Origin of the sequence: Stenotrophomonas sp., assembly GCF_032056425.1 — a bacterium.
In the GTDB taxonomy this organism is placed as follows: domain Bacteria; phylum Pseudomonadota; class Gammaproteobacteria; order Xanthomonadales; family Xanthomonadaceae; genus Stenotrophomonas.
On record NZ_DAMBCN010000012.1, the window covers coordinates 77,879 to 98,636 of the forward strand.

The 20,758-nt window shown below is 66.1% G+C and carries 18 protein-coding genes and 2 tRNA genes (1 of these 20 only partly in view); 4 read left to right on the forward strand and 16 right to left on the reverse strand.

What is annotated here, in order from left to right; genetic code table 11:
* Positions 1–12 precede the first annotated feature (12 nt).
* The 6 genes from pheT to thrS all read right to left on the reverse strand — a co-directional run bounded on the left by pheT (position 13) and on the right by thrS (position 7,000).
* Positions 13–2,394, reverse strand: a complete 2,382-nt coding sequence (gene pheT / locus RTY46_RS10060; protein ID WP_312708152.1) for a phenylalanine--tRNA ligase subunit beta — start codon at positions 2,392–2,394, stop codon at positions 13–15.
* A 100-nt stretch (positions 2,395–2,494) separates the two neighbouring features.
* On the reverse strand, positions 2,495–3,490 hold the full coding sequence (gene pheS, locus RTY46_RS10065) for a phenylalanine--tRNA ligase subunit alpha (RefSeq protein WP_079222585.1): 996 nt from the start codon (positions 3,488–3,490) through the stop codon (positions 2,495–2,497).
* A 196-nt stretch (positions 3,491–3,686) separates the two neighbouring features.
* Positions 3,687–4,046 (reverse strand): 50S ribosomal protein L20, encoded by a 360-nt coding sequence (gene rplT, locus RTY46_RS10070; RefSeq protein WP_005410435.1) that lies wholly within the window; start codon positions 4,044–4,046, stop codon positions 3,687–3,689.
* 11 nt (positions 4,047–4,057) lie between these two features.
* Positions 4,058–4,255, reverse strand: a complete 198-nt coding sequence (gene rpmI, locus RTY46_RS10075) for a 50S ribosomal protein L35 (RefSeq protein ID WP_002811096.1) — start codon at positions 4,253–4,255, stop codon at positions 4,058–4,060.
* A 252-nt stretch (positions 4,256–4,507) separates the two neighbouring features.
* On the reverse strand, positions 4,508–5,050 hold the full coding sequence (gene infC / locus RTY46_RS10080; protein ID WP_312708153.1) for a translation initiation factor IF-3: 543 nt from the start codon (positions 5,048–5,050) through the stop codon (positions 4,508–4,510).
* Between the two features lie 48 nt (positions 5,051–5,098).
* Positions 5,099–7,000 (reverse strand): threonine--tRNA ligase, encoded by a 1,902-nt coding sequence (gene thrS / locus RTY46_RS10085; RefSeq protein WP_312708154.1) that lies wholly within the window; start codon positions 6,998–7,000, stop codon positions 5,099–5,101.
* Positions 7,001–7,422: 422 nt separating this feature from the next.
* On the opposite strand from thrS, the gene RTY46_RS10090 reads away from it, so the two are divergent.
* From RTY46_RS10090 to RTY46_RS10100, 3 genes are read left to right on the forward strand one after another with little or no spacing between them, the layout of a single operon-like run.
* A complete protein-coding gene (locus RTY46_RS10090) occupies positions 7,423–7,719 on the forward strand; it encodes a hypothetical protein (protein WP_312708156.1) in 297 nt (98 codons plus the stop codon).
* Complete coding sequence (locus tag RTY46_RS10095) at positions 7,719–7,982, forward strand: hypothetical protein (RefSeq protein ID WP_312708158.1); 264 nt, start codon at positions 7,719–7,721, stop codon at positions 7,980–7,982. The genes RTY46_RS10090 and RTY46_RS10095 overlap by 1 nt, the downstream gene beginning before the upstream one ends.
* Before the next feature lie 10 nt (positions 7,983–7,992).
* A complete protein-coding gene (locus tag RTY46_RS10100; protein WP_312708160.1) occupies positions 7,993–9,552 on the forward strand; it encodes a PepSY-associated TM helix domain-containing protein in 1,560 nt (519 codons plus the stop codon).
* Between the two features lie 125 nt (positions 9,553–9,677).
* Here RTY46_RS10100 and RTY46_RS10105 read toward each other — a convergent pair whose 3' ends face one another.
* From RTY46_RS10105 to rpsO, 3 genes are all read right to left on the reverse strand, one after another.
* Positions 9,678–10,862, reverse strand: a complete 1,185-nt coding sequence (locus RTY46_RS10105) for a glycoside hydrolase family 18 protein (protein ID WP_312708162.1) — start codon at positions 10,860–10,862, stop codon at positions 9,678–9,680.
* Between the two features lie 284 nt (positions 10,863–11,146).
* Positions 11,147–13,255, reverse strand: a complete 2,109-nt coding sequence (pnp, locus tag RTY46_RS10110) for a polyribonucleotide nucleotidyltransferase (protein ID WP_312708164.1) — start codon at positions 13,253–13,255, stop codon at positions 11,147–11,149.
* 150 nt (positions 13,256–13,405) lie between these two features.
* Entirely contained in the window at positions 13,406–13,666 is a 261-nt protein-coding gene (gene rpsO / locus RTY46_RS10115; protein ID WP_005410445.1) for a 30S ribosomal protein S15, read from the reverse strand.
* Here rpsO and RTY46_RS10120 point away from each other — a divergent pair.
* On the forward strand, positions 13,653–13,823 hold the full coding sequence (locus RTY46_RS10120; protein WP_312708165.1) for a hypothetical protein: 171 nt from the start codon (positions 13,653–13,655) through the stop codon (positions 13,821–13,823). The two genes, rpsO and RTY46_RS10120, sit on opposite strands and share 14 nt — an antisense overlap.
* Positions 13,824–13,839: 16 nt before the next feature.
* Here RTY46_RS10120 and truB read toward each other — a convergent pair whose 3' ends face one another.
* The 7 genes from truB to RTY46_RS10155 all read right to left on the reverse strand — a co-directional run.
* On the reverse strand, positions 13,840–14,748 hold the full coding sequence (gene truB, locus RTY46_RS10125; RefSeq protein ID WP_312708166.1) for a tRNA pseudouridine(55) synthase TruB: 909 nt from the start codon (positions 14,746–14,748) through the stop codon (positions 13,840–13,842).
* 65 nt (positions 14,749–14,813) lie between these two features.
* Positions 14,814–15,197: a 30S ribosome-binding factor RbfA gene (rbfA, locus tag RTY46_RS10130; RefSeq protein WP_312708167.1), complete on the reverse strand. Its 384-nt coding sequence runs from the start codon at positions 15,195–15,197 to the stop codon at positions 14,814–14,816.
* Between the two features lie 132 nt (positions 15,198–15,329).
* Positions 15,330–17,972 (reverse strand): translation initiation factor IF-2, encoded by a 2,643-nt coding sequence (infB, locus tag RTY46_RS10135; protein WP_312708168.1) that lies wholly within the window; start codon positions 17,970–17,972, stop codon positions 15,330–15,332.
* A gap of 92 nt (positions 17,973–18,064) precedes the next feature.
* Complete coding sequence (gene nusA, locus RTY46_RS10140; RefSeq protein ID WP_108750211.1) at positions 18,065–19,576, reverse strand: transcription termination factor NusA; 1,512 nt, start codon at positions 19,574–19,576, stop codon at positions 18,065–18,067.
* A 4-nt stretch (positions 19,577–19,580) separates the two neighbouring features.
* Positions 19,581–20,171 (reverse strand): ribosome maturation factor RimP, encoded by a 591-nt coding sequence (gene rimP / locus RTY46_RS10145; protein ID WP_108753687.1) that lies wholly within the window; start codon positions 20,169–20,171, stop codon positions 19,581–19,583.
* A gap of 374 nt (positions 20,172–20,545) precedes the next feature.
* Positions 20,546–20,622, reverse strand: a tRNA-Met gene (locus RTY46_RS10150).
* A gap of 82 nt (positions 20,623–20,704) precedes the next feature.
* Positions 20,705–20,758, reverse strand: a tRNA-Met gene (locus tag RTY46_RS10155) (it continues 123 nt past the right edge of the window).

Sequence of the window (20,758 nt, forward strand, 5' to 3'; positions counted from 1 at the left end):
AGTGCTGCCCGCTCAGCCGCGGATCCGGGCGTGATGTTCACGCTCGATGGCAGTGACCGCCTCGGCCACCACCGCTTCCACGTCGCGGTCCGTCAGAGTGCGCGACTTGTCCTGCAAAATCAAGCCCATAGCGAGACTCTTGAACCCCGGCTCGACCCCCTGGCCGACGTAACGGTCGAACAGGTTCAGCTCGCGCAGCAGCGGGCCGGCCGCCTGCCGGATGGTGGCGGCCAGGTCACTCCAGGCCACCTGCTCGGGCACCAGGAAGGCCAGGTCGCGGCGCACCGCCGGGAACCGCGACAGCTCGCCGGCGCGCGGCAGCGCACGGGCGCTCAGCGGCTCCAGGTCCAGCTCGAACGCGTAGACATCCACTTCGATGTCCATGGCCTTGGCCAGGCGCGGGTGGATCTGGCCGATCCAGCCGATCGCCACGCCGTCACGGTAGATATCGGCCGAACGGGCCGGATGGCCGAACGAGCGCTGCGACGGGCGGAACTCCAGTACCGCGCCACTGGCCGCGGCCAGCGATTCCAGGTCGCCCTTCAGGTCATGGAAGTCGACCTTGCGGGTCGGCAGGCCCCACTGCACGGCCTGCGCGTCGCCGCAGACGGCAGCCGCCACGCGCGGGGTTTCCAGCGGTGCCGGCTGGCCTTCGCCATCCTGCTGGGCGAACACCCGGCCCACTTCGAACAGACGCACGCGACCCAGCTGGCGGGCGGCATTGCGGCCCAGGGTGGCGACCAGGCCCGGCAGCAGCGCCGGACGCATCACCGCCAGCTCGGCCGACAGCGGGTTGGCCAGCGGCACCAGGTTGTCGCGCAGCTGCCACTGGGTCAGCAGGGCGTCGTCGACGAAGGCGAAATTGAGGGTTTCCTGCAGGTCGCGGGCGACCAGCTGGCGGCGCACGCTGAGCACGTCCAGCTGGGTTTCAGTCGGCATTGCCACGCGTGCCGCGCCACCCGGCAGGGTGGTGGGAATCTGCTCGTAACCGTGGATACGGGCCAGTTCCTCGATCAGGTCTTCTTCGATGGCGATATCGAAGCGGCGGCTCGGCGCGGTCACCCGCCAGCCTTCGCTGGCGGCGGTCACGCCCATGCCCAGCGCGCGCAGGATGCGCTCGACTTCGGCATCGTCAATGGTGATGCCCAGCACGCGGGTGATGCGGGCGCGGCGCAGGGTAATCGTTGCCGGCGCAGGCAGGTCACCTTCCCGTACGGCCTCGGTCACCGGCGCCGGGGTACCGCCGGCCAGGTCCAGCACCAGGCGGGTGGCGTACTCGATCGCCGTGCGCGGCAGCGCCGGGTCGACGCCACGCTCGAAACGGTGGCCGGCATCGGTGTGCAGGCCCAGCTTGCGACCACGGCCCATGATGGCGGCCGGCGCGAAGTGCGCAGCCTCCAGGAACACGGCGGTGGTGTCGTCGGTCACGCGGGTGTCGAAGCCGCCCATCAGGCCGGCCAGGCCGACCGCACGGTCGGCATCGGTCACCACCAGGAAGCTGTCGTCCAGCACCGCATCGCGGCCGTCCAGCAGCTTGATCGCTTCACCGGCGCGCGAACGGCGCACGCCGATGCTGCCCTGCAGGGTGCCCAGGTCATAGGCGTGCATCGGCTGGCCCAGTTCCAGCATCACGTACTGGGTGATGTCGACCAGCAACGACACTGGACGCACGCCACTGCGGCGCAGGCGCTCGGCCATCCACAGCGGCGTCGTCGCGGCGGCATTCACGCCTTCGATCACGCGGCCCAGGTAACGCGGCGCTTCGGCGCCGGCGTCGAGCTGGATGGACAGTTCACGGCTGCCGGCAGCGGGAATCGCCTCGGCGGCGAACGCCAGCACTTCGCTGCGGGTGGCGGCGGCCACATCGTAGGCGATGCCGCGCACGCTGAAGCAGTCGGCACGGTTGGGGGTCAGCTTGATCTCGATGCTGGCGTCGGGCAGGCCCAGGTACTCGACCAGGGTCTGGCCGACCGGTGCGTCATCGGGCAGTTCCAGCAGCCCCGAGGCATCGTTGTCCAGGCCCAGCTCCTTGGCCGAACACAGCATGCCGTTGGATTCCACGCCGCGCAGCTTGGCCGGCTTGATCTTCAGGTCGCCGAACTGCGCGCCGACCATGGCCAGCGGTGCGACAAGGCCCGGCCGCGCGTTCGGCGCACCACAGACGATCTGCAGCAGTTCACCCTGCCCTGCGTCGACCTTGCACACCTGCAGGCGGTCGGCTTCGGGATGGCGCACGGCTTCGACGATGCGTGCCACGACCACATGCTGCAGGCCGTCGCCGAGCGCGGTCACCTCTTCCACTTCCAGGCCGATGGCGGTCAGCACCGCGCTCAGTTCATCGCGCGAGGCGGAGGTCGGGACGTGGCTGCGCAGCCAGTTTTCGGAGAATTTCATGGTGTCACCCTGGTGGGCCCGGCGCATGCGCCTGGGCCTGCGAATTTAGGAGCAGTCGATTCAGGAACAGTCGAGCAAGCTCGACTCTACGGGTCGGCGCTTACGCGAACTGTTTCAGGAACCGCACGTCGTTTTCGAAGAACGCGCGCAGGTCGTTCACGCCATAGCGCAGCATCGCAAAACGCTCCACGCCCAGGCCGAAGGCGAAGCCGGTGTAGCGCTCGGGGTCGATGCCCACGTTGCGCAGCACGTTCGGGTGCACCATGCCGCAGCCCAGCACTTCCAGCCAACGCGTGCTGCCGTCGGGCTGCTGCCAGGCGATGTCCACTTCCGCGCCCGGTTCCACGAACGGGAAGTAGCTGGGGCGGAAGCGCATTTCGAAATCGCGCTCGAAGAACGCGCGCACGAACTCGGCCAGCGTGCCCTTCAGGTCGGCGAAGGTGGAATGCTCGTCCACCAGCAGGCCTTCCACCTGGTGGAACATCGGCGAGTGGGTCTGGTCGCTGTCGCTGCGGTACACCTTGCCGGCGGCGATCATGCGCAGCGGCGGCTGGTGCTCGCCCATGTAGCGCACCTGCACACCGGAGGTATGCGTGCGCAGCAGGCGGCCGTCACCGAAATAGAAGGTGTCGTGCATGGCGCGCGCCGGATGGTGCGGCGGGAAGTTCAGCGCTTCGAAGTTGTGCCAGTCATCCTCGATTTCCGGACCCTCGGACAGCTCGTATCCCAGCCGGCCGAAGATGCCGGTGATACGTTCCAGGGTGCGGGTGATCGGGTGCAGGCCGGCGCGGTCGCCGTTGCGGCCCGGCAGGGTGATGTCGATGGCCTCGGCGGCCAGTCGCGCGTCCAGTGCGGCGTTTTCCAGCACGGCCTTGCGTTCGCCCAGCGCGCTGGACAGCGCGTCACGGGCCTGGTTGATGGCTTCACCGGCGGCCTTGCGCTCGTCGGCCGGCAGGGTGCCCAGCTGCTTGAGCTGTGCGGTGATGCTGCCGCTCTTGCCGAGCAGGGCCACGCGCAGCTGTTCCAGCACGTCGGGGCTCTGTGCGGCGGCCACGTCGGCCAGCGCCTGGGTGGTGAGGGATTGGATGTCGCTCATGGGGGGCCGGAACTCCAGTCGGTCTGCCATCGCGATGCGCGAAGGGCCGACCCCTGTCGCCACCGCCGGTCCCCGCAACGCGCGCCTGCGGCATTGCCGGAACCCAAAAAAGAATGGGGAAGGACTTGCGCCCTTCCCCATGCATTGCCTCTACCTGACACCGTTCACCGTGAACGGAAACGGCATCGGGAAGGACTTATGCCGCCAGTGCGCCCTTGGCCTTTTCGGCCAGCGCAGCAAAACCGGCTGCGTCGTGCACGGCGATATCAGCCAGGACCTTGCGGTCCAGGGTGATGCCGGCCTTCAGCAGGCCGTTCATGAAGCGGCTGTAGCTCAGGCCGTTGATGCGGGCAGCCGCATTGATACGGGTGATCCACAGCGAACGGAAGTTGCGCTTCTTCTGCTTACGGCCGATGTAGGCGTACTGCTGTGCCTTGATGACCGCCTGCTTGGCAACGCGGAAGACCTTGCGACGGGCGTTGTAGTAGCCCTTGGCGAGATCCAGAATCTTCTTGTGGCGGCGACGCGCCTGTACGCCACGCTTAACTCGTGCCATTTTTCAGTTCCTCAGAGGTAAGGGAGCATACGATCCAGACGGCCGGCGTCTTCTGCGCGGACGTGGTTCGTCTGACGCAGGTTACGCTTCCGCTTGGTCGCTTTCTTCGTGAGGATGTGGCTACGGTTGGCGTGGCCGCACTTGTACTTGCCCGAGGCGGTCTTGCGGAAACGCTTGGCCGCTGCCCGGTTGGTCTTGATCTTGGGCATTGCAATGTCCTTGATGGGGGTGACCCTGGTTTCTGACTGATCTGGCGGTGGCCATTGCCACTCTTTCCGTCCTGCCATGATCGGCGTACGACCCGTCCTGGGTGGGTCGAGCCGGGCATGATACAGGCAAAACCGCCCCGCCACCAGCCCTATCGACCTATTCTGTGTACTTCGCAAATGCAAAGGGACGCCAACGGCGTCCCTTTACACTGAACCGTTCAGCCAAGCGCCCGAAGGGCGGCCCGTCCGGCGTCAGGTCTTCTTCTTCGGCGCGATCATCATCACCATCTGGCGGCCTTCCAGACGCGGACGGCTTTCAATGATGATGTCTTCGCCCAGATCGGCTTCGATGCGGTTGGCCATCTCACGACCCAGTTCCTGGTGGCTCATTTCACGGCCACGGAAGCGGATGTTGACCTTGATCTTGTCACCGTCTTCGAGGAAACCGCGCATCTTGCGCAGCTTGATCTGGTAGTCGCCCTCGTCCGTGACCGGACGGAACTTCACTTCCTTGATCTCGACCTGCTTGGTCTTCTTCTTGGCCTCGCTGGCCTTCTTCTGCGCTTCGAACTTGAACTTGCCGAAGTCCATGATCTTGCAGACCGGCGGGTCGGCCTGCGGCTGGATTTCGACCAGGTCCAGGCCTTCATCTTCAGCCATGGACAGCGCTTCGTCGCGCGACAACACGCCGATCATTTCTCCGTCACTGCCGATCACGCGGACGCGCGGCACACGGATTTCCTGATTCCTGCGGTTCTGTTTGTTGTCAGGGGTGCTGATATTACGTTCTCCCAAGGGTATCGAACCGGCCCGGGTGCCTATGCCCCCGGACCGGACCTTTGCTTACGCGCCCTCGGCCTGCAGCCGTTCGATGAAGGCCTGCAGGCTCATGCTGCCCAGGTCTTCGCCAGAACGCGTACGCACCGCCACAGCCCCATTTTCCTTCTCGCGGTCACCGATGACCAGCAGGTAAGGCACGCGCTGCAACGTATGCTCGCGGATTTTATAGCCGATCTTCTCGTTACGCAAATCCGAGCTGACGCGGAAGCCTTGCTCCGCAAGGGTTTGGGTCACGCCCTTGACGTATTCAGCCTGGGCGTCGGTGATATTGGCCACCACCACCTGGGTCGGCGCCAGCCAGGCCGGGAACTGGCCGGCATGGTGCTCGATCAGGATGCCCAGGAAGCGCTCCATCGAACCGACGATGGCCCGGTGCAGCATGACCGGATGCTTCTTCTGGCTGTTCTCGTCCACGTACTCGGCGCCGAGGCGGCCGGGCATCATGAAATCGACCTGCATGGTGCCCAGCTGCCAGGTGCGGCCGATGGCATCCTTCAGGTGGTACTCGATCTTCGGGCCGTAGAAAGCGCCCTCGCCCGGCAGCTCCTGCCACTCCACGCCGCAGCTGGACAGCGCCGAACGCAGCGCGCCTTCGGCCTTGTCCCAGGTGGCGTCGTCGCCCAGGCGCGATTCCGGACGCAGCGCGATCTTGATCTGGATCTCGTCGAAGCCGAAGTGCTGGTACACCGCCAGCGCCTGCTGGTGGAACGCGGTCACTTCCGATTCGATCTGGCTTTCGGTGCAGAACACATGGCCGTCGTCCTGGGTGAAACCACGCACGCGCAGGATGCCGTGCAGCGCGCCGGACGGCTCGTTGCGGTGGCACGAGCCGAATTCACCGTAGCGGATCGGCAGGTCGCGGTAGCTGTGCAGGCCCTGGTTGAACACCTGCACGTGGCCCGGGCAGTTCATCGGCTTGACCGCGTAGGTGCGCTTCTCCGATTCGGTGAAGAACATGTTGTCCTGGTAGTTGTCCCAGTGGCCGGACTTCTTCCACAGGCTCACGTCCAGGATCTGCGGGCAGCGCACTTCGCCGTAACCGCTGCTGCGGTAGACCTTGCGCATGTACTGCTCGACCACCTGCCACAGCGCCCAGCCCTTGGGGTGCCAGAACACCAGGCCCGGGGCCTCTTCCTGCAGGTGGAACAGGTCCTGCTGCTTGCCGATGCGGCGGTGGTCGCGCATTTCGGCTTCTTCGATGCGCTTGATGTAGGCCTCAAGCTGCTTCTTGTCGGCCCAGGCGGTGCCATAGATGCGCTGCAGCTGTTCGTTCTGCGCATCGCCACGCCAGTAGGCGCCGGAAATGCGGGTCAGCTTGAAGGCCTTCAGGAAGCGCGTGTTCGGCACGTGCGGGCCGCGGCACATGTCCACGTATTCCTGGTGGTAGTACATGCCCATGGCCTGGATGTCGTCGGACATGTCCTCGATCAGGCGCAGCTTGTAGTCTTCGCCACGGGCCTTGAAGATCTCGATCACTTCCGCGCGCGGGGTCACCTTCTTGATGACGTCGTAGTCCTGGGCAATCAGTTCGCCCATGCGCTTTTCGATGGCGGCCATGTCTTCCGGCGTGAACGGGCGCTCGGAATAGATGTCGTAGTAGAAGCCCTCGGCAATGACCGGGCCGATCACCATCTTCACGTCCGGGTACAGCTGCTTGACCGCGTGGCCAACCAGGTGGGCGCAGGAGTGGCGGATGATTTCCACGCCCTCCTCGTCCTTGGCGGTGATGATGCGCAGCGATGCGTCCTGGCTGATGACGTCGCTGGCATCGACCAGCACGCCATCGACCGAACCGGCGATGGTGGCCTTGGCCAGGCCGGCGCCGATCGACTGGGCGACGTCCATGACACTGACGGGGTTTTCAAATTCGCGGCGGCTGCCGTCGGGAAGGGTGATGTTGATCATCGATAGGGCTTCGTGCGGGGCCCGCGCGGCGGGCTGGAATGCAGTTCCGGGCGGACGCCCGGGCAATAAAAAAGCGCCACGAGGGCGCCTGGAACAGGGCCTTCGGGGGCAGATCAGCGATGGGCGGTGGTAGTGCTCATGTCGCACGCTCGGCCGGCGCATGGACGCGGGCCACCTTGTTCCAGAGGGTCAGGCGCTGATCTTAAACCAGCGCACGGCAAAGCCCAAGCGCCCGCGCTTACGACTGAATGGGACGTGCTGGCGGGCTGAAATAGCAATGATTACCATGTGCGGGCCGCGCAGCCGATGCCGGCCTGCCCGCTTGCCCAGGACCCTGTGATGCGCCACCCGCCTCGACCGGCCGCCGCCGGCCCCGCCCGTGACCCGCAGCCGGTGGCCTCGCGCCAGAAGGGGAACCGCCGATGATCACGGTGGCCCTGTCCAGCCTGGGCTTCTGCAGCCTGGGCCTGCTGGCCTCGATGTTCTCGACGCTGGCCTTCTATGCCGCCTCGCCGCACTGCCGTTGGCCGCGCCTGCGCCGCGCCGGGCGCCTGGGGCGGCAGATCGGGCTGGTGGCCGCCACCGCCGCGCTGTGGCTGTGGATGGCCGAACTGGGCTTCGCCACCGGGCTGGTGGTGATGCTGTGCACGTGGATGCTGACGGCCCTGCTGCTGCCGGCGCTGGCCGCCTGGCACCGGCCTGGCGTGGAGCCGCGCTGATGTGGATGCGCGCCTTCGCCGGCCTGCTGGCCGGATTCTTCCTGGCCGCTGCGGCCACCGGCCTGCTGACCTGGCTGCCGCCCGGGCCGTGGACCCGCGCGCTGGTGCCGGGCCTGATCGCCTTCGTGCCGCTGTGGATGCTGGCCGCGTTGTGGGCCTTCAGCTTCCGCTCGCCCACCCGCGCCTGGCTGGTACTGTCGGCGTGTGCCGCCGCTGGCTTCCTTGCCCTGTGGCTGCTGCGCCTGACCGGCGCGGTGCAGTGAGACTTCCCGCATGAAATTCAGTTCGCAGACCCTGCGCACCTTCACCACGCTGCACACCTGGGTTGGCTTGGTGGCCGGCTTCGGCCTGTTCGTGGCCTTCTATGCCGGCGCATTGACCCTGTTCCACCACGATCTGCCGCTGTGGCAGACGCCGGGGGCCGCCTCGGCCCTGCCCGCCGGGCTGGACGATGCGCAGTACCTGCTGGATGAGGTGCTGGCCCAGCACGCCGAAGCGCAGCGACACGTCGGCATGACCTTCCCCGGCGCCGACCACCCGCGCCCGCTGGCGTACTGGCAGGCCGGCGATGGCAGCTGGCGCTACGCCTGGCCGGGCCACACCGCAGGCAGCGCCACGCCGCCGCAGACCGGCCTGGCCGAGCTGGTGAACGAGCTGCACTACAGCCTGGGCCTGCCGGTGGCGGGCCTGTACGTGATGGGCATCGTCAGCCTGCTGTACGGCATGGCCCTGCTCAGCGGCCTGGTCATCCACCTGCCCAAGCTGCTGGGCGATCTGTTCGCGCTGCGCCCGGGCCGCAACCTGAAGCAGATGTGGCAGGACGCGCACAACGTGATCGGCGTGCTCAGCCTGCCTTTCCATCTGATGTTCGCGGTGACCGGCGCCCTGCTGTGCCTGGTGTTCCTCCAGATTGCCCTGCTGAACCCGCTGATCTACGAGGGCAAGGCGATGCAGGCCGTACCGGCGGCGATGGATACCGCACCGGTGCGCGAAGCCGCGGGCGTGCCGGCTGCGCCAGGCAGCCTGCGCGAGCTGCATGCGCGCGCGCTGGAAGTGGCCCGCGCACAGGGCGTGGCCGATTTCGAACCGGCCTACCTGAAGCTGGCCAACGGCGGCGATGCCAACGCCACCATCGAGATCACCGGCGAATCCAGCGGCACGCTTGGGCCGCTCGGCTCGGTGGCGCTGGACGTGGCCAGTGGTCGCGTACTGGCCAGCCAGCTGCCCGGCCACCGCGATGCCAACCACGCCACGCTCAGCGCCGCTTATGCTCTGCACTTCGGCGATTTCGGCAACGGCGTGGTGGTCTGGCTGTACTTCCTGCTGGGGCTGGGCGGTGCCTTCCTGTTCTACTCGGGCAACCTGCTGTGGATCGAATCGCGGCGCAAGCGCCGGCAGCCGCAGCAGCCGCGCGCAGGGGTGAACATGGCGCGGGCCACGGTGGGCGTGTGCATCGGCCTGTGCGTGGCGATTTCGGTCGCCTTCACCACCGCGCTGGTGCTGGAACGGGTAGCGCCGGCCAGCGTGGACCACGGTATCCGCTGGGCCTGTTTCGGCACGTGGGCGGCGTGTGCGCTGTGGGCGGCAGTGCGCCGCCCGGCCCAGGCCGCGCGTGAACTGCTGTGGGCGGCGGCGATCAGCACGGCACTGGTACCGGTGGCGCATGGCGCGCTCAACGGCGATTGGCTGTGGCTGGCCGCAGGGCGCGGGCACTGGCCGCTGTTCTGGATCGACGTGGTGGCACTGGCCATGGCCATCGGCTTTGCGCGGCTGGCACTGGCCAGCCAACGCCGCGCGCGCGATGGCGACCCCAACAGCGTGTGGGCCAACTGAGGAAGCCGCCGGGCATGGCCCGGCGCTACCGCTGTACACCGTCTTTGTAGAGTCGAGCCATGCTCGACTGCTGTTGATTTCGCGCCAAAGGCAGTCGAGCATGGCTCGACTCTACAAAGGCCTGGTCAATCGCCGATGCGGGCCTTGTGCCATGGCGCGAGCATGGCGTTGAGCAGGCTGGCCTGTTCGTCATCGCCGGTCAGCTCCCACATGAACACGCCGGCCAGTCCCTGCTCGCGGGCGAACTGCGCGCGCAGGTCGATCGAGCGCGGGTCTTCGTAGCTGATGAAGATCTTCTGGGCCGCGTTGTACAGCCACGGACTCTGCGCCTGCGGCTGCCAATGTTTCGTCCAGCCCGGCTGATCCAGATAGCGCGCCTTGATCACCCGCCAGTCGCCGGCATCGGCCGGTGCGCTGCAGGCCTGGTAAAGGCCGTCGGCGGCATCGCCGGCGACCTTGAAGCCACGCCCGTAGAACGGCACGCCCAGCACCAGCTTGTGCGCCGGCACACCGTGTTCGCGGTAGTACTGCACCGCGCCAGCCACGTTGTTCCAGCGTCGCAGGTCTGGCGCCAACGGGTCGGTCGGCACTTCCTGCAACGGTGCGTTGAAGGTCGACACCGCCGAGAAGCCGGTGCCCATGTCGTAGCTCATCAGGTTGATGAAATCGAACACCTTGGCCAGCGCCGGCAGGTCGTAGCTCGCCGCCGGATCGTAGGGGCCATCGGTCTGCAGGCGACCGGCGGCCAGTGCAGCGGTCAGCAGCATCGGCTGCCCCGCCTTGCGACCGCGCGCATCAAGTGCCACGCGGAACGCCTGCGCGAGCCGGGTCAGGTTGGCGCGATCCTGCGGGCGGTGAGCCAGTTCCTTCGGCCCACCACTGACCGGGAATTCCCAGTCGATGTCCACGCCGTCGAAGCTGCCTGCGTACTTCTCGAAGAACAGCGCCATGCAGGAATCAACCAGGCGCTTGCGGCTGGCCTCGGTCAGCGCGGCATCGGAGAAGCCACCTGCGCCCCAGCCGCCAATGGAAATCAGCGTGCGCAGGCGCGGGTGCGCCCTCTTCAGCTCGGCCAGCGCGGCGAAATTGTCCGGCGCTTCGGCGCCCACCGTGCAGCGCCCTGATTCGATGGTGGAGAACGCGTAGAACAGGTGGGTCAACCGGTCGGCCGGTATGCGCGACACCGGGTAGCGCTCGGCCGAACCGCCGGGATAGTAAGCACCGTAGATCGGCGGCTGCGCCGCGTGGCTGGCGGCGGGAACGACGGCGGCGATCAGCAGGGCAAGCCCGGCCAGGGTCTGGCGCAACATGGAAACTCCCGGTTGGTAGCGTCGAGCGTGATCGACTCTACACGGCGGGGAGCCCGTAGAGTCGAGCTTGCTCGACTGCGCTGCATCCAAGCAATCGAGCAAGCTCGACTCTACGAAAGGCGCGGAATCGCAGGCAAAGAAAAAGCGGGCCGAAGCCCGCTTTTTCATTTCGGCGATTCCAGAAGCGTGTCAACCAATGTTGACACCTACCGGGAACCGTAATCGACCGCGGCGAAAGCGTGAGGACCAACGGTCCTCACCTACCGTAATCGACCGTAGGTCGATTACTCGGCGCTGACGCCTTCGCCTTCTTCGACGGCCTTCATCGACAGGCGGATACGGCCCTGCTTGTCGACTTCCAGCACCTTGACCTTGACCACGTCGCCTTCCTTCAGCTTGTCGCCGACCTTCTCGACGCGCTCGCTGGAGATCTGCGAGACGTGGACCAGACCGTCCTTGCCCGGCAGGATGGTGACGAACGCACCGAAGTCCATGATCTTGGCGACCTTGCCTTCGTAGATGCGGCCCGGCTCGACGTCGGAGGTGATCTGCTCGATGCGGGCCTTGGCGGCCTGGGCAGCGATGGCGTTGACCGAAGCGATGACGATGGTGCCGTCATCCTGGATGTCGATCTGGGTGCCGGTTTCCTTGGTGATGGCCTGGATGGTCGAGCCACCCTTGCCGATCACTTCGCGGATCTTGTCCGGGTGGATCTTGATGGTCAGCAGACGCGGCGCGTAGTCCGACAGCTCTTCACGCGGCGCGGTCAGGCCGTGGGCCATTTCGCCCAGGATGTGCAGACGGCCAGCCTTGGCCTGCTGCAGTGCCTGCTTCATGATCTCTTCGGTGATGCCTTCGATCTTGATGTCCATCTGCAGGGCGGAGATGCCCTCAGCGGTACCGGCCACCTTGAAGTCCATGTCGCCCAGGTGATCTTCGTCACCCAGGATGTCGGACAGGACGACGAAGCGATCGCCTTCCTTGACCAGACCCATGGCGATACCGGCCACCGGCGCCTTCACCGGCACGCCGGCGTCCATCAGGGCCAGCGACGAGCCGCAGACCGAAGCCATCGACGAGGAACCGTTCGACTCGGTGATTTCCGAGACGACGCGGATGGTGTACGGGAAGGCTTCCAGCGACGGCATGACAGCCAGCACGCCGCGCTTGGCCAGGCGACCGTGGCCGATTTCGCGGCGCTTCGGGCCCATCATGCGGCCGCACTCACCCACCGAGAACGGAGGGAAGTTGTAGTGGAACAGGAAGTTTTCCTTGTACTCACCGGCAACGGCGTCGATGACCTGGCCGTCACGGGCGGTGCCCAGGGTGATGGTCACGATGGCCTGGGTTTCGCCGCGGGTGAACAGCGAGGAACCGTGGGTACGCGGCAGCACGCCGGTCTTCACGGCGATCGGGCGGACGGTGTCCAGCGCGCGGCCGTCGATGCGGACCTTGGTGTCCAGCACCGAGTCACGCATGGTGCGGTATTCCAGCTCGCCGAATTCCTTCGACAGCTCGGCCGGGTTCCAGCCTTCGGCGGCCACACGGCCGGCCAGGCTTTCGACCACGTCCTTCTTGATCGCCGAGATGGCGTCACGGCGCTGCAGCTTGTCGCGCACCTGGAAGGCTTCGCCCAGGCGCGGGCCGATGGCTTCCTTCAGGGCGCCGATCAGCGCGTCGTTCTTGGCCGGGGCTTCCCAGGTCGACGGCTTGGTGCCGGCTTCGACGGTCAGCTCGTTGATCGCGTTGATGACCTTCTGCATTTCGCGGTGACCGAAGGTCACGGCGCCCAGCATCACTTCTTCGGACAGCAGCGCGGCTTCGGATTCGACCATCAGCACGGCGTTGGAGGTACCGGCGACGACCAGTTCCAGCTGCGAGTCAGCCAGTTCGCTGACGGTCGGGTTCAGGATGTACTCGCCGTTCTTGTAGCCGACCTTGGCAGCGCCGATCGGACCCATGAACGGGGTGCCGGCCAGGGCCAGGGCAGCCGAGGCGCCGATCAGGGCCGGGATGTCGCCGTCCACGTCCGGGTTCAGCGACATGACCGTGGCGATGATCTGCACTTCGTTCTTGTAGTCTTCCGGGAACAGCGGACGGATCGGACGGTCGATCAGGCGCGAGATCAGGGTTTCCTTCTCGGTGGCACGGCCTTCACGCTTGAAGAAACCACCCGGGATACGGCCGCCGGCGTAGAACTTTTCCTGATAATCGACGGTCAGCGGGAAGAAGTCCTGGCCTTCGCGCGCGCTCTTGGCGGCGACGGCGGTGACCAGCAGTACGGTGTCGTCCATCTTGACGATGACGGCACCGCTGGCCTGACGGGCGACTTCGCCGGTCTCAAGCGTGACGGTGTGCTTGCCGTACTGGAAGGTTTTGGTGATTTTTGCCACGGAGGGTGTCCTTGGGGATGCTGTCTGCGAGTTGGACCGTCGGCGACCCTTGCCGCCTGCGGGTGGCCGGATCGTTCCGGCCTGAATCGGGGATTGCGGTGCTACAAAACAAAACCGCGGCGCATCGCTGCGCCGCGGGGGATTCGTTGCTTAGCGACGCAGGCCAAGCTTTTCAATCAGGGCCTTGTAACGCTCGACGTCCTTCTTCTTCAGGTAGTCGAGCAGGCTGCGACGGCGGTTGACCATCTGCAGCAGGCCGCGGCGGCTGTGGTGGTCCTTCTTGTGGGTCTTGAAGTGGCCGGTCAGCAGCTCGATGCGGGCGGTCAGCAGGGCGACCTGCACTTCCGGGGAGCCGGTGTCAGCCGAGCTGCGCTTGTTGTCTTCAATGACCTTCTGGGTGTCGATCGACATTTCTTTTTTCTCTGTGATGCGTGGCCGGCAGGAACGCGCTTCGCGCACCGCCAGGCTCGCCGTGGACTACGAGGATGAAACCTGCCGGGGCAGGCTGCCGGAAAACGGCCGCGAAATTGTAACGGTCAGGGCCCGGCGGAACAAGGACCCGGGCTGAATGCGGCCCGGTCCGGTCAGAGGTTGAAGCGCCGCTGCGGGGCCAGCAGGCCACCGTCATCGACCTGGCCCAGGCCCTGCGGCGTGCCGTCGGGCCCGAACACCGCAACCAGCCCGTGCGGCCAGGCGACATCGCGCTGGCGCTGGCCCACGCAGAAGCGGTGGGCCTGGTCGGCGTCCAGCTCGACCCGCGGGTATTCGGCCAGGCCCGCCGCCAGCGGCAGCAGCAGCGCGTCCATGCCGGCCTCGTCGCCGGCCTCGACCATCGCCCGCAGCTGGTCCAGGGTGACCATGGCCGGCGCCCGGAACGGTTCGACCCACAGCCGCCGCAGCGCGCTGATATGCGCGCCACAGCCCAGTGCCTCGCCCAGATCGCGGGCCAGGCTGCGGATGTAGGTGCCCGAGCCGCAGGTCACGCGCAGGCGCAGGCGCTCGGCCTGCTGCTCCAGCACCTCGATGGCATGCACCTGGACCTCGCGCTCCGGGGCCTCGATGGCCTCGCCGCGGCGGGCCTTCACATACAACGGTTCACCGCCCTGCTTCAGCGCCGAGTAGATCGGTGCGCGCTGCCGGATGCTGCCGGTCAGGGGGGCCAGCGCGGCCTGCAGGGCGTCTGCGCTGATGGCCGGCACCGGGCGCTGCAGCAGCACCTGGCCTTCGGCATCATCGGTATCGGTGGTCTGGCCGAGCACGATCTCGGCGTCATACGCCTTGGCCGAGCCGAGCAGCAGGCCGGCGATCTTGGTGGCTTCGCCAAAGCACAGCGGCAGCAGGCCGGTCGCCAACGGGTCGAGGCTGCCGGTGTGGCCACCCTTCTCTGCGCGGAACAGGCGGCGTGCCACCTGCAGGGCGGCGTTGGAGCTCATGCCGGTCGACTTGTCGAGCAGCAGGATGCCATCCAGGCGGCGGAACTGAATTCGGGTCATGGCGTCGATGTCGGCGGATGCCGCCGGTAGCGCCGGGCCATGCCCGGCGTGCGCGCAATGCGCGGTTATTCTTCGTCGCTCTCGCGACGCTTCTCTGCGGCCAGCGTATCGGGCAGGTCGCGCAGCAGGTTGTCGATGTGCTCACCACGATCGACCGAATCGTCGTAGTGGAAATGCAGCTCGGGCACATGACGCAGCTTCATGGCACGGGCCAGATCCATGCGCAGGCGGTAACCCAGTTCCTTCAGGCCCTTGACGGCCTCGGCCGAACGTTCCGGCATCAGCGCGGTGACGAACACCTTCGCGTGGGCCATGTCGCGGGTGATTTCCACGTCGGACACGCTCACCGAGGGCAACCCATGCTCGCGCACGGCGTTGTGCACCAGGGTGCCGAGTTCACGGCGCAGCTGGGCGGAGACACGGTCGGTTCGATGGAAAGTCTTGGGCACGAGGAGCTCTTGATTCAGTTGTCGCCCGACCAGCGGTCGGGCGCTACCTTTGATTCGATTGTCGCCCGACCAACGATCGGGCGCTACAGGTACAGGGTGGGGCCCGACCGTTGGTCGGGCCACCTTGCAGCATTACAGGGTGCGCGGCACTTCAATACGCTCGAAGCACTCGATCTGGTCACCCGGCTTGACGTCGTTGTAGGCCTTCACCGCGATACCGCATTCGGTACCGTTGCGGACTTCCTCAACGTTCTCCTTGAAGCGACGCAGCGATTCCAGCTCGCCCTCGAAGATGACCACGCTGTCGCGCAGCACGCGGATCGGCTTGTTGCGCTTGACCACACCCTCGATGACCATCGAGCCGGCCACGGCGCCCAGCTTGGAGCTGCGGAACACGTCGCGGACCTCGGCGATACCGATGATCTCTTCGCGGATTTCCACGCCCAGCAGACCGGAGGCCACCTGCTTCACCTGGTCGATCACGTCATAAATGATCGAGAAGTAACGCAGGTCCACGCCATTGGATTCAATGATGCGACGGGCCGAAGCGTCCGCACGCACGTTGAAGCCGATGACGGTGGCCTTCGAAGCAGCCGCCGAGTTGGCGTCCGATTCGGTGATGCCGCCCACGCCGGAGTGGATCACGTTGATACGGATGTCTTCGTTGGACAGCGCAACCAGTGCCTGGCTCAGGGCCTGCACCGAACCCTGCACGTCGGCCTTGATGACCAGATTGAGGACCTGCTGGCCCTCGCCCTTGCCTAGGGTCGCCATGATGTCTTCCATGCGGCTGCCAGCGGTGGCGACCAGGCGCGATTCACGGCGCTTGGTCTCACGCTGCTGGGCAACGTCCTTGGCCAGGCGCTCGTCCTCGACCACCACGAAGTCGTCACCGGCTTCCGGCACACCGGACAGGCCCAGGACCTGCACCGGGATGGACGGGCCGGCGAACTCCGGCTGCTTGCCGGTTTCGTCGAACAGCGCACGCACGCGGCCGTACTGGATGCCGCACACCAGGTAGTCGCCCTTCTTCAGGCGGCCCTGCTGCACCAGCACGGTAGCGACCGGGCCACGGCCCTTGTCCAGCGACGATTCGATCACCACGCCCGAGGCGCGGCCTTCGTCGACGGCCTTCAGTTCCAGCAGCTCGGCCTGCACAGACACGGCGTCCAGCAGGTCGTCGATGCCCAGGCCGGTCTTGGCCGAGATCTCCACCATCTGGATGTCACCGCCGAACTCTTCGGCCACGACCTGCTCGGACAGCAGCTCGTTCTTGACCCGCATCGGGTCGGCGCCGGACTTGTCGATCTTGTTGATCGCCACGATCAGCGGCACGCCGGCCGAACGGGCGTGCTGGATCGCTTCCTTGGTCTGCGGCATGACGCCGTCGTCGGCCGCCACCACCAGCACCACGATGTCGGTCAGCTTGGCACCGCGGGCACGCATCGAGGTGAACGCGGCGTGGCCCGGGGTATCCAGGAAGCTGATGACGCCCTTGGGCGTATCAACGTGGTACGCACCGATGTGCTGGGTGATGCCGCCGGCTTCGCCGTGGGCAACCTTGGTGCGGCGGATGTAATCCAGCAGCGAGGTCTTGCCGTGGTCGACGTGGCCCATGATGGTGACCACCGGCGGACGCTGCACGGCTTCGCCCTGGTTTTCACCGGTCGAGGCCAGCAGTGCGTCTTCGGCGTCGTTGTCATTGGCGCGGATCGCCTTGTGGCCGAGTTCTTCGGTCACCAGCGCAGCGGTGTCGTGGTCGATGGACTGGGTGATGGTGGCCATCACGCCCATCTTGAACAGCGCCTTTACCACCTCGCCGCCCTTCAGCGCGAGCTTCTGCGCCAGGTCGGCCACGGTGATGGTCTCGCCGATCGCCACTTCACGCACGACCGGTGCGGTCGGACGCTCGAAGGCGTGCGGACCGGCGTTGTTGCCGCCACGCGACATGTCACGACGGCCGCCACTCTGGTTGCGACCACCCGGACGACCCCGGGTGTTGCTGTTGTTGCTGTTGCCACGACGCGCACGGTCGGCCGCCGACAGATGCATCTGGCCGGCGAAACGATCGCCCGGGCCACGCTCGTTGCGCGGCGCGCTGCGGTTGTTGCGGTCGTCGCTGCGCGGCGGCGGCGCACTACGCGGCGCAGCCGGAGCGGCGGCCGGGGTACGCGGCGGGCGCGGTGCGGTTTCGTCGATCGGCGCGCGCTTGGGCTTGCTGGCCGCAGCCGCCTCGGCCGCCTTGGCGGCAGCCGCTGCTTCTTCGGCAGCCTTCTTCTCGGCCTCGGCACGTTCCTTGGCAGCGGCCTCTTCCTCACGGGCACGGACGATGGCTTCGTCGCGCAGACGATCCTTCTCGGCCAGGGCCTGCTGTTCGGCGAGGTTGCGGGCGCGCGACTCTTCCAGCTTGCGCAGGATGTCGGCACGCTCTTCGTCCGGCGTCATCGGGCGCGCACCATCCTTGACGTAGGTACGCTTCTGGCGCACCTCGACATTCACGGTCGTCTTGCTGCGACCGGAATTGACCGTCACTTCCTGCTGTTTCCGGCGGTTGAGCGTGATCTTCTTTGCAGACTGATCGGTCTCTTCCGGAGCCTGCTCGGGCTTGCCGTGCGAACGACGAAGGAAGCCCAGGAGCTTGACCTTCTCGGTGCTGGTCACGACCTGGTCCGGACCGCTGAACTTCATGCCGGCACCGGCCAGCTGTTCCAGCAGTTTTTCGACCGGCGTATTGACCAGTTCGGCAAGCTTGCGGATGGTGGTTTGCTGCGACATTCGGATCCTATGATCTTGTGGGCGCCCCCCCGCAGATGGAGGTGGCGCGGATTCTACGCCCTGATCGGCTCAGGGCCCTGTTCATTGCCGGCTCATTCGCCGCGTTCCAGTCGGGCGATCTCCTCGGCACGCGCGGCCAGGATCAGCGCTGCGGCGCGCTCCTGGTCCAGCCCTTCAATGCCGAAGTCCATGACCTCGTCGGCGGCCAGGTCGGAAAGCTCCTCGCTGGTACGCACGCCGTGGCCGGCCAGCGCATACGCGGTGGCTTCGTCCATGCCCTTCAGGGACAGCAGGTCCTGCGCCGGCTGGCCGTCTTCAAGGCCTTCTTCGACTGCCAGGGCCTCATTGAGCAGCGCATCGCGGGCACGAGCGCGCAGCTCTTCGACGATGTCTTCGTCGAAACCTTCCACGGCGAGCAGTTCGCCGACCGGGACATAAGCAATTTCTTCGACCGTGCCGAAGCCTTCGGTCACCAGGATGCCGGCGATTTCCTCGTCCACTTCCAGCTTGTCCATGAACAGCTGGCGGGCCGAAGCCTGCTCGGCTTCCGACTTGGCGGTGACCTGGTCCTGGGTCATCACGTTCAGCTGCCAACCGGTCAGGCGGCTGGCCAGGCGCACGTTCTGGCCGCCCTTGCCGATGGCCTGGGCCAGACGGTCTTCGGCCACGGCCAGGTCCATCGAGTGCTTGTCTTCATCGACGATGATCGACTGCACTTCGGCCGGCGCCATGGCGTTGATGACGAAGTTGGCCGGGCTCTCGTTCCACAGCACGATGTCCACGCGCTCGCCATTGAGCTCGTTGGACACCGCCTGCACGCGCGAACCGCGCATGCCGATGCAGGCACCGATCGGATCGGTACGGGTATCGTGGGCCAGCACGGCGATCTTGGCGCGGTCGCCCGGATCACGGGCGCAGGCCTTGATTTCCACCAGGCCTTGGCCGACTTCCGGCACTTCCAGCTTGAACAACTCGATCATGAATTCCGGGGCGGCGCGGCTGATGAACAGCTGCGGGCCACGCGGTTCCGAACGCACTTCGGCCAGGTAACCGCGCACGCGGTCGCCGGCGCGCAGCACGTCGCGCGGAATGCCCTTGTCCTTCGGAATGAAGCCCTCGGCGTTGCCGCCCAGGTCCACATAGATGTTGCCGCGCTCGGCACGCTTGACCACGCCGGTGATCAGCTCACCCACGCGGTCCTTCCACGCATCGACCACCTGCTGGCGCTCGGCTTCGCGCACGCGCTGCACGATCACCTGCTTGGCGGCCTGGGCGGCAATACGGCCGAAATCCGGGTTTTCGATCTGCTCTTCGATGTAGTCGCCGACATCCACGCCTTCGGCTTCGTCGACGGCGTCCATCAGGCGGATCTGCCGGTCCGGCGATTCCATGACCACGTCATCGGCCACCACTTCCCAGCGGCGGTACGTTTCGTAGCTGCCATCCTTGTGGTCGATGACCACGCGGGTCAGCACTTCCTCGTCGGGATAGCGCTTCTTCGCTGCCGAAGCCAGGGCGGCCTCGATGGCATCGAAGATCACTTCACGCGGCACGCCCTTCTCGTTGGCGACCGCGTCCACTACCAGCAACAGTTCCTTGCTCATTGGCTCACTCCGCGCGCGGCTTCTTTGCCGCCGGCTCGTTGGAAGAAGAATTCTTGTCCGTCTTCGGACGCTTCGGCGCCGGACCGGTCGGCTTGCTCGGGGCCAGGCCCAGCGCAACCCAATCCGGCATGATCCGGGCCTTGTCGATGTTGTCGGCCGACACCACCACTTCGGTCTTGTCGACGATGAAGGTGATGGTGTCTGCGGCCTCGTCGGTCGCTTCGATGCGGCCCTGCAGGCGTCGACGGTTGTCCTGCGGCAGCTTCAGCACGACCTTGGCCATTTCGCCCAGGTGACGGCCGAACTGTTCCAGGTTGAACAGCGGGCGATCGACGCCCGGCGAAGACACTTCCAGCGTGTAGTTGCCGCTGATCGGGTCTTCCACGTCCATCTGTGCGGACACTTCGCGGCTGACGCGCTCGCAGTCGTCCACGTTGATGATGCGCTCGGGCTGCTCAGCCAGCGGCACGTCGATGTAAAGACGCAGGGTTGCACCGCCGGGGGCCGGCAGATATTCAACGCCCAGCAGCTCCAGGCCCAGCGACACAACGGTCGGGGCGAGCAGATTCGCGATGTCGGTTGCCTTGTCGCTCACAGCCTGCCTTGATCTCTTGGTTGGGTGCCGGCCACGGCCGGCAGGAAACATGACGCCCCGGAAACGACAAAGGGCCCGCTGGGCCCCTTTTCCGGAAAGACTCCGGTGACTGGATTCCGGTTGCAGCACCAAGTGTAAGCGCGCTGCGGCCCTCCTTCCGGGTCCGGACTCCCGCTGGGAGACCGCCTTCAGGGGTAGTGCTAGGCCGCTGATGATAGCGGTTGCACCGCGCTGGTGCAAGGTGCGGGCCGGGTTCCGCCCTGGGGTCAGATCCCTTTTCCATACCGGCAGTCGGGCATGGCTCGACTCTACACGTACGTGGAGCCCAAAGAAAAACGCCTTCGAAGCAGGACTTCGAAGGCGATTTCTTTACTTGGTAGCGGGGGCAGGATTTGAACCTGCGACCTTCGGGTTATGAGCCCGACGAGCTGCCAGACTGCTCCACCCCGCATCAGAAGCGGAATTATGAGTGATTGCTTCAAAAAATACAAGCTTTCCCTCATTCATCACACCGGTTGGCGCCGATATGAAGTTGGTAGCGGGGGCAGGATTTGAACCTGCGACCTTCGGGTTATGAGCCCGACGAG

Excerpts from the sequence above, each read along its gene's own strand:
- RTY46_RS10090 (WP_312708156.1), top strand. The coding sequence starts at position 7,423 with ATGATCACGGTGGCCCTGTCCAGCCTGGGCTTCTGCAGCCTGGGCCTG.
- rplT (WP_005410435.1), bottom strand. The coding sequence starts at position 4,046 with ATGGCACGAGTTAAGCGTGGCGTACAGGCGCGTCGCCGCCACAAGAAG.
- pheT (WP_312708152.1), bottom strand. The coding sequence starts at position 2,394 with ATGAAATTCTCCGAAAACTGGCTGCGCAGCCACGTCCCGACCTCCGCC.
- thrS (WP_312708154.1), bottom strand. The coding sequence starts at position 7,000 with ATGATCAACATCACCCTTCCCGACGGCAGCCGCCGCGAATTTGAAAAC.
- RTY46_RS10095 (WP_312708158.1), top strand. The coding sequence starts at position 7,719 with ATGTGGATGCGCGCCTTCGCCGGCCTGCTGGCCGGATTCTTCCTGGCC.
- rpmI (WP_002811096.1), bottom strand. The coding sequence starts at position 4,255 with ATGCCCAAGATCAAGACCAACCGGGCAGCGGCCAAGCGTTTCCGCAAG.
- rpsO (WP_005410445.1), bottom strand. The coding sequence starts at position 13,666 with ATGTCGATCGACACCCAGAAGGTCATTGAAGACAACAAGCGCAGCTCG.
- RTY46_RS10105 (WP_312708162.1), bottom strand. The coding sequence starts at position 10,862 with ATGTTGCGCCAGACCCTGGCCGGGCTTGCCCTGCTGATCGCCGCCGTC.
- infB (WP_312708168.1), bottom strand. The coding sequence starts at position 17,972 with ATGTCGCAGCAAACCACCATCCGCAAGCTTGCCGAACTGGTCAATACG.
- pheS (WP_079222585.1), bottom strand. The coding sequence starts at position 3,490 with ATGAGCGACATCCAATCCCTCACCACCCAGGCGCTGGCCGACGTGGCC.
- truB (WP_312708166.1), bottom strand. The coding sequence starts at position 14,748 with ATGACCCGAATTCAGTTCCGCCGCCTGGATGGCATCCTGCTGCTCGAC.
- RTY46_RS10100 (WP_312708160.1), top strand. The coding sequence starts at position 7,993 with ATGAAATTCAGTTCGCAGACCCTGCGCACCTTCACCACGCTGCACACC.
- nusA (WP_108750211.1), bottom strand. The coding sequence starts at position 19,576 with ATGAGCAAGGAACTGTTGCTGGTAGTGGACGCGGTCGCCAACGAGAAG.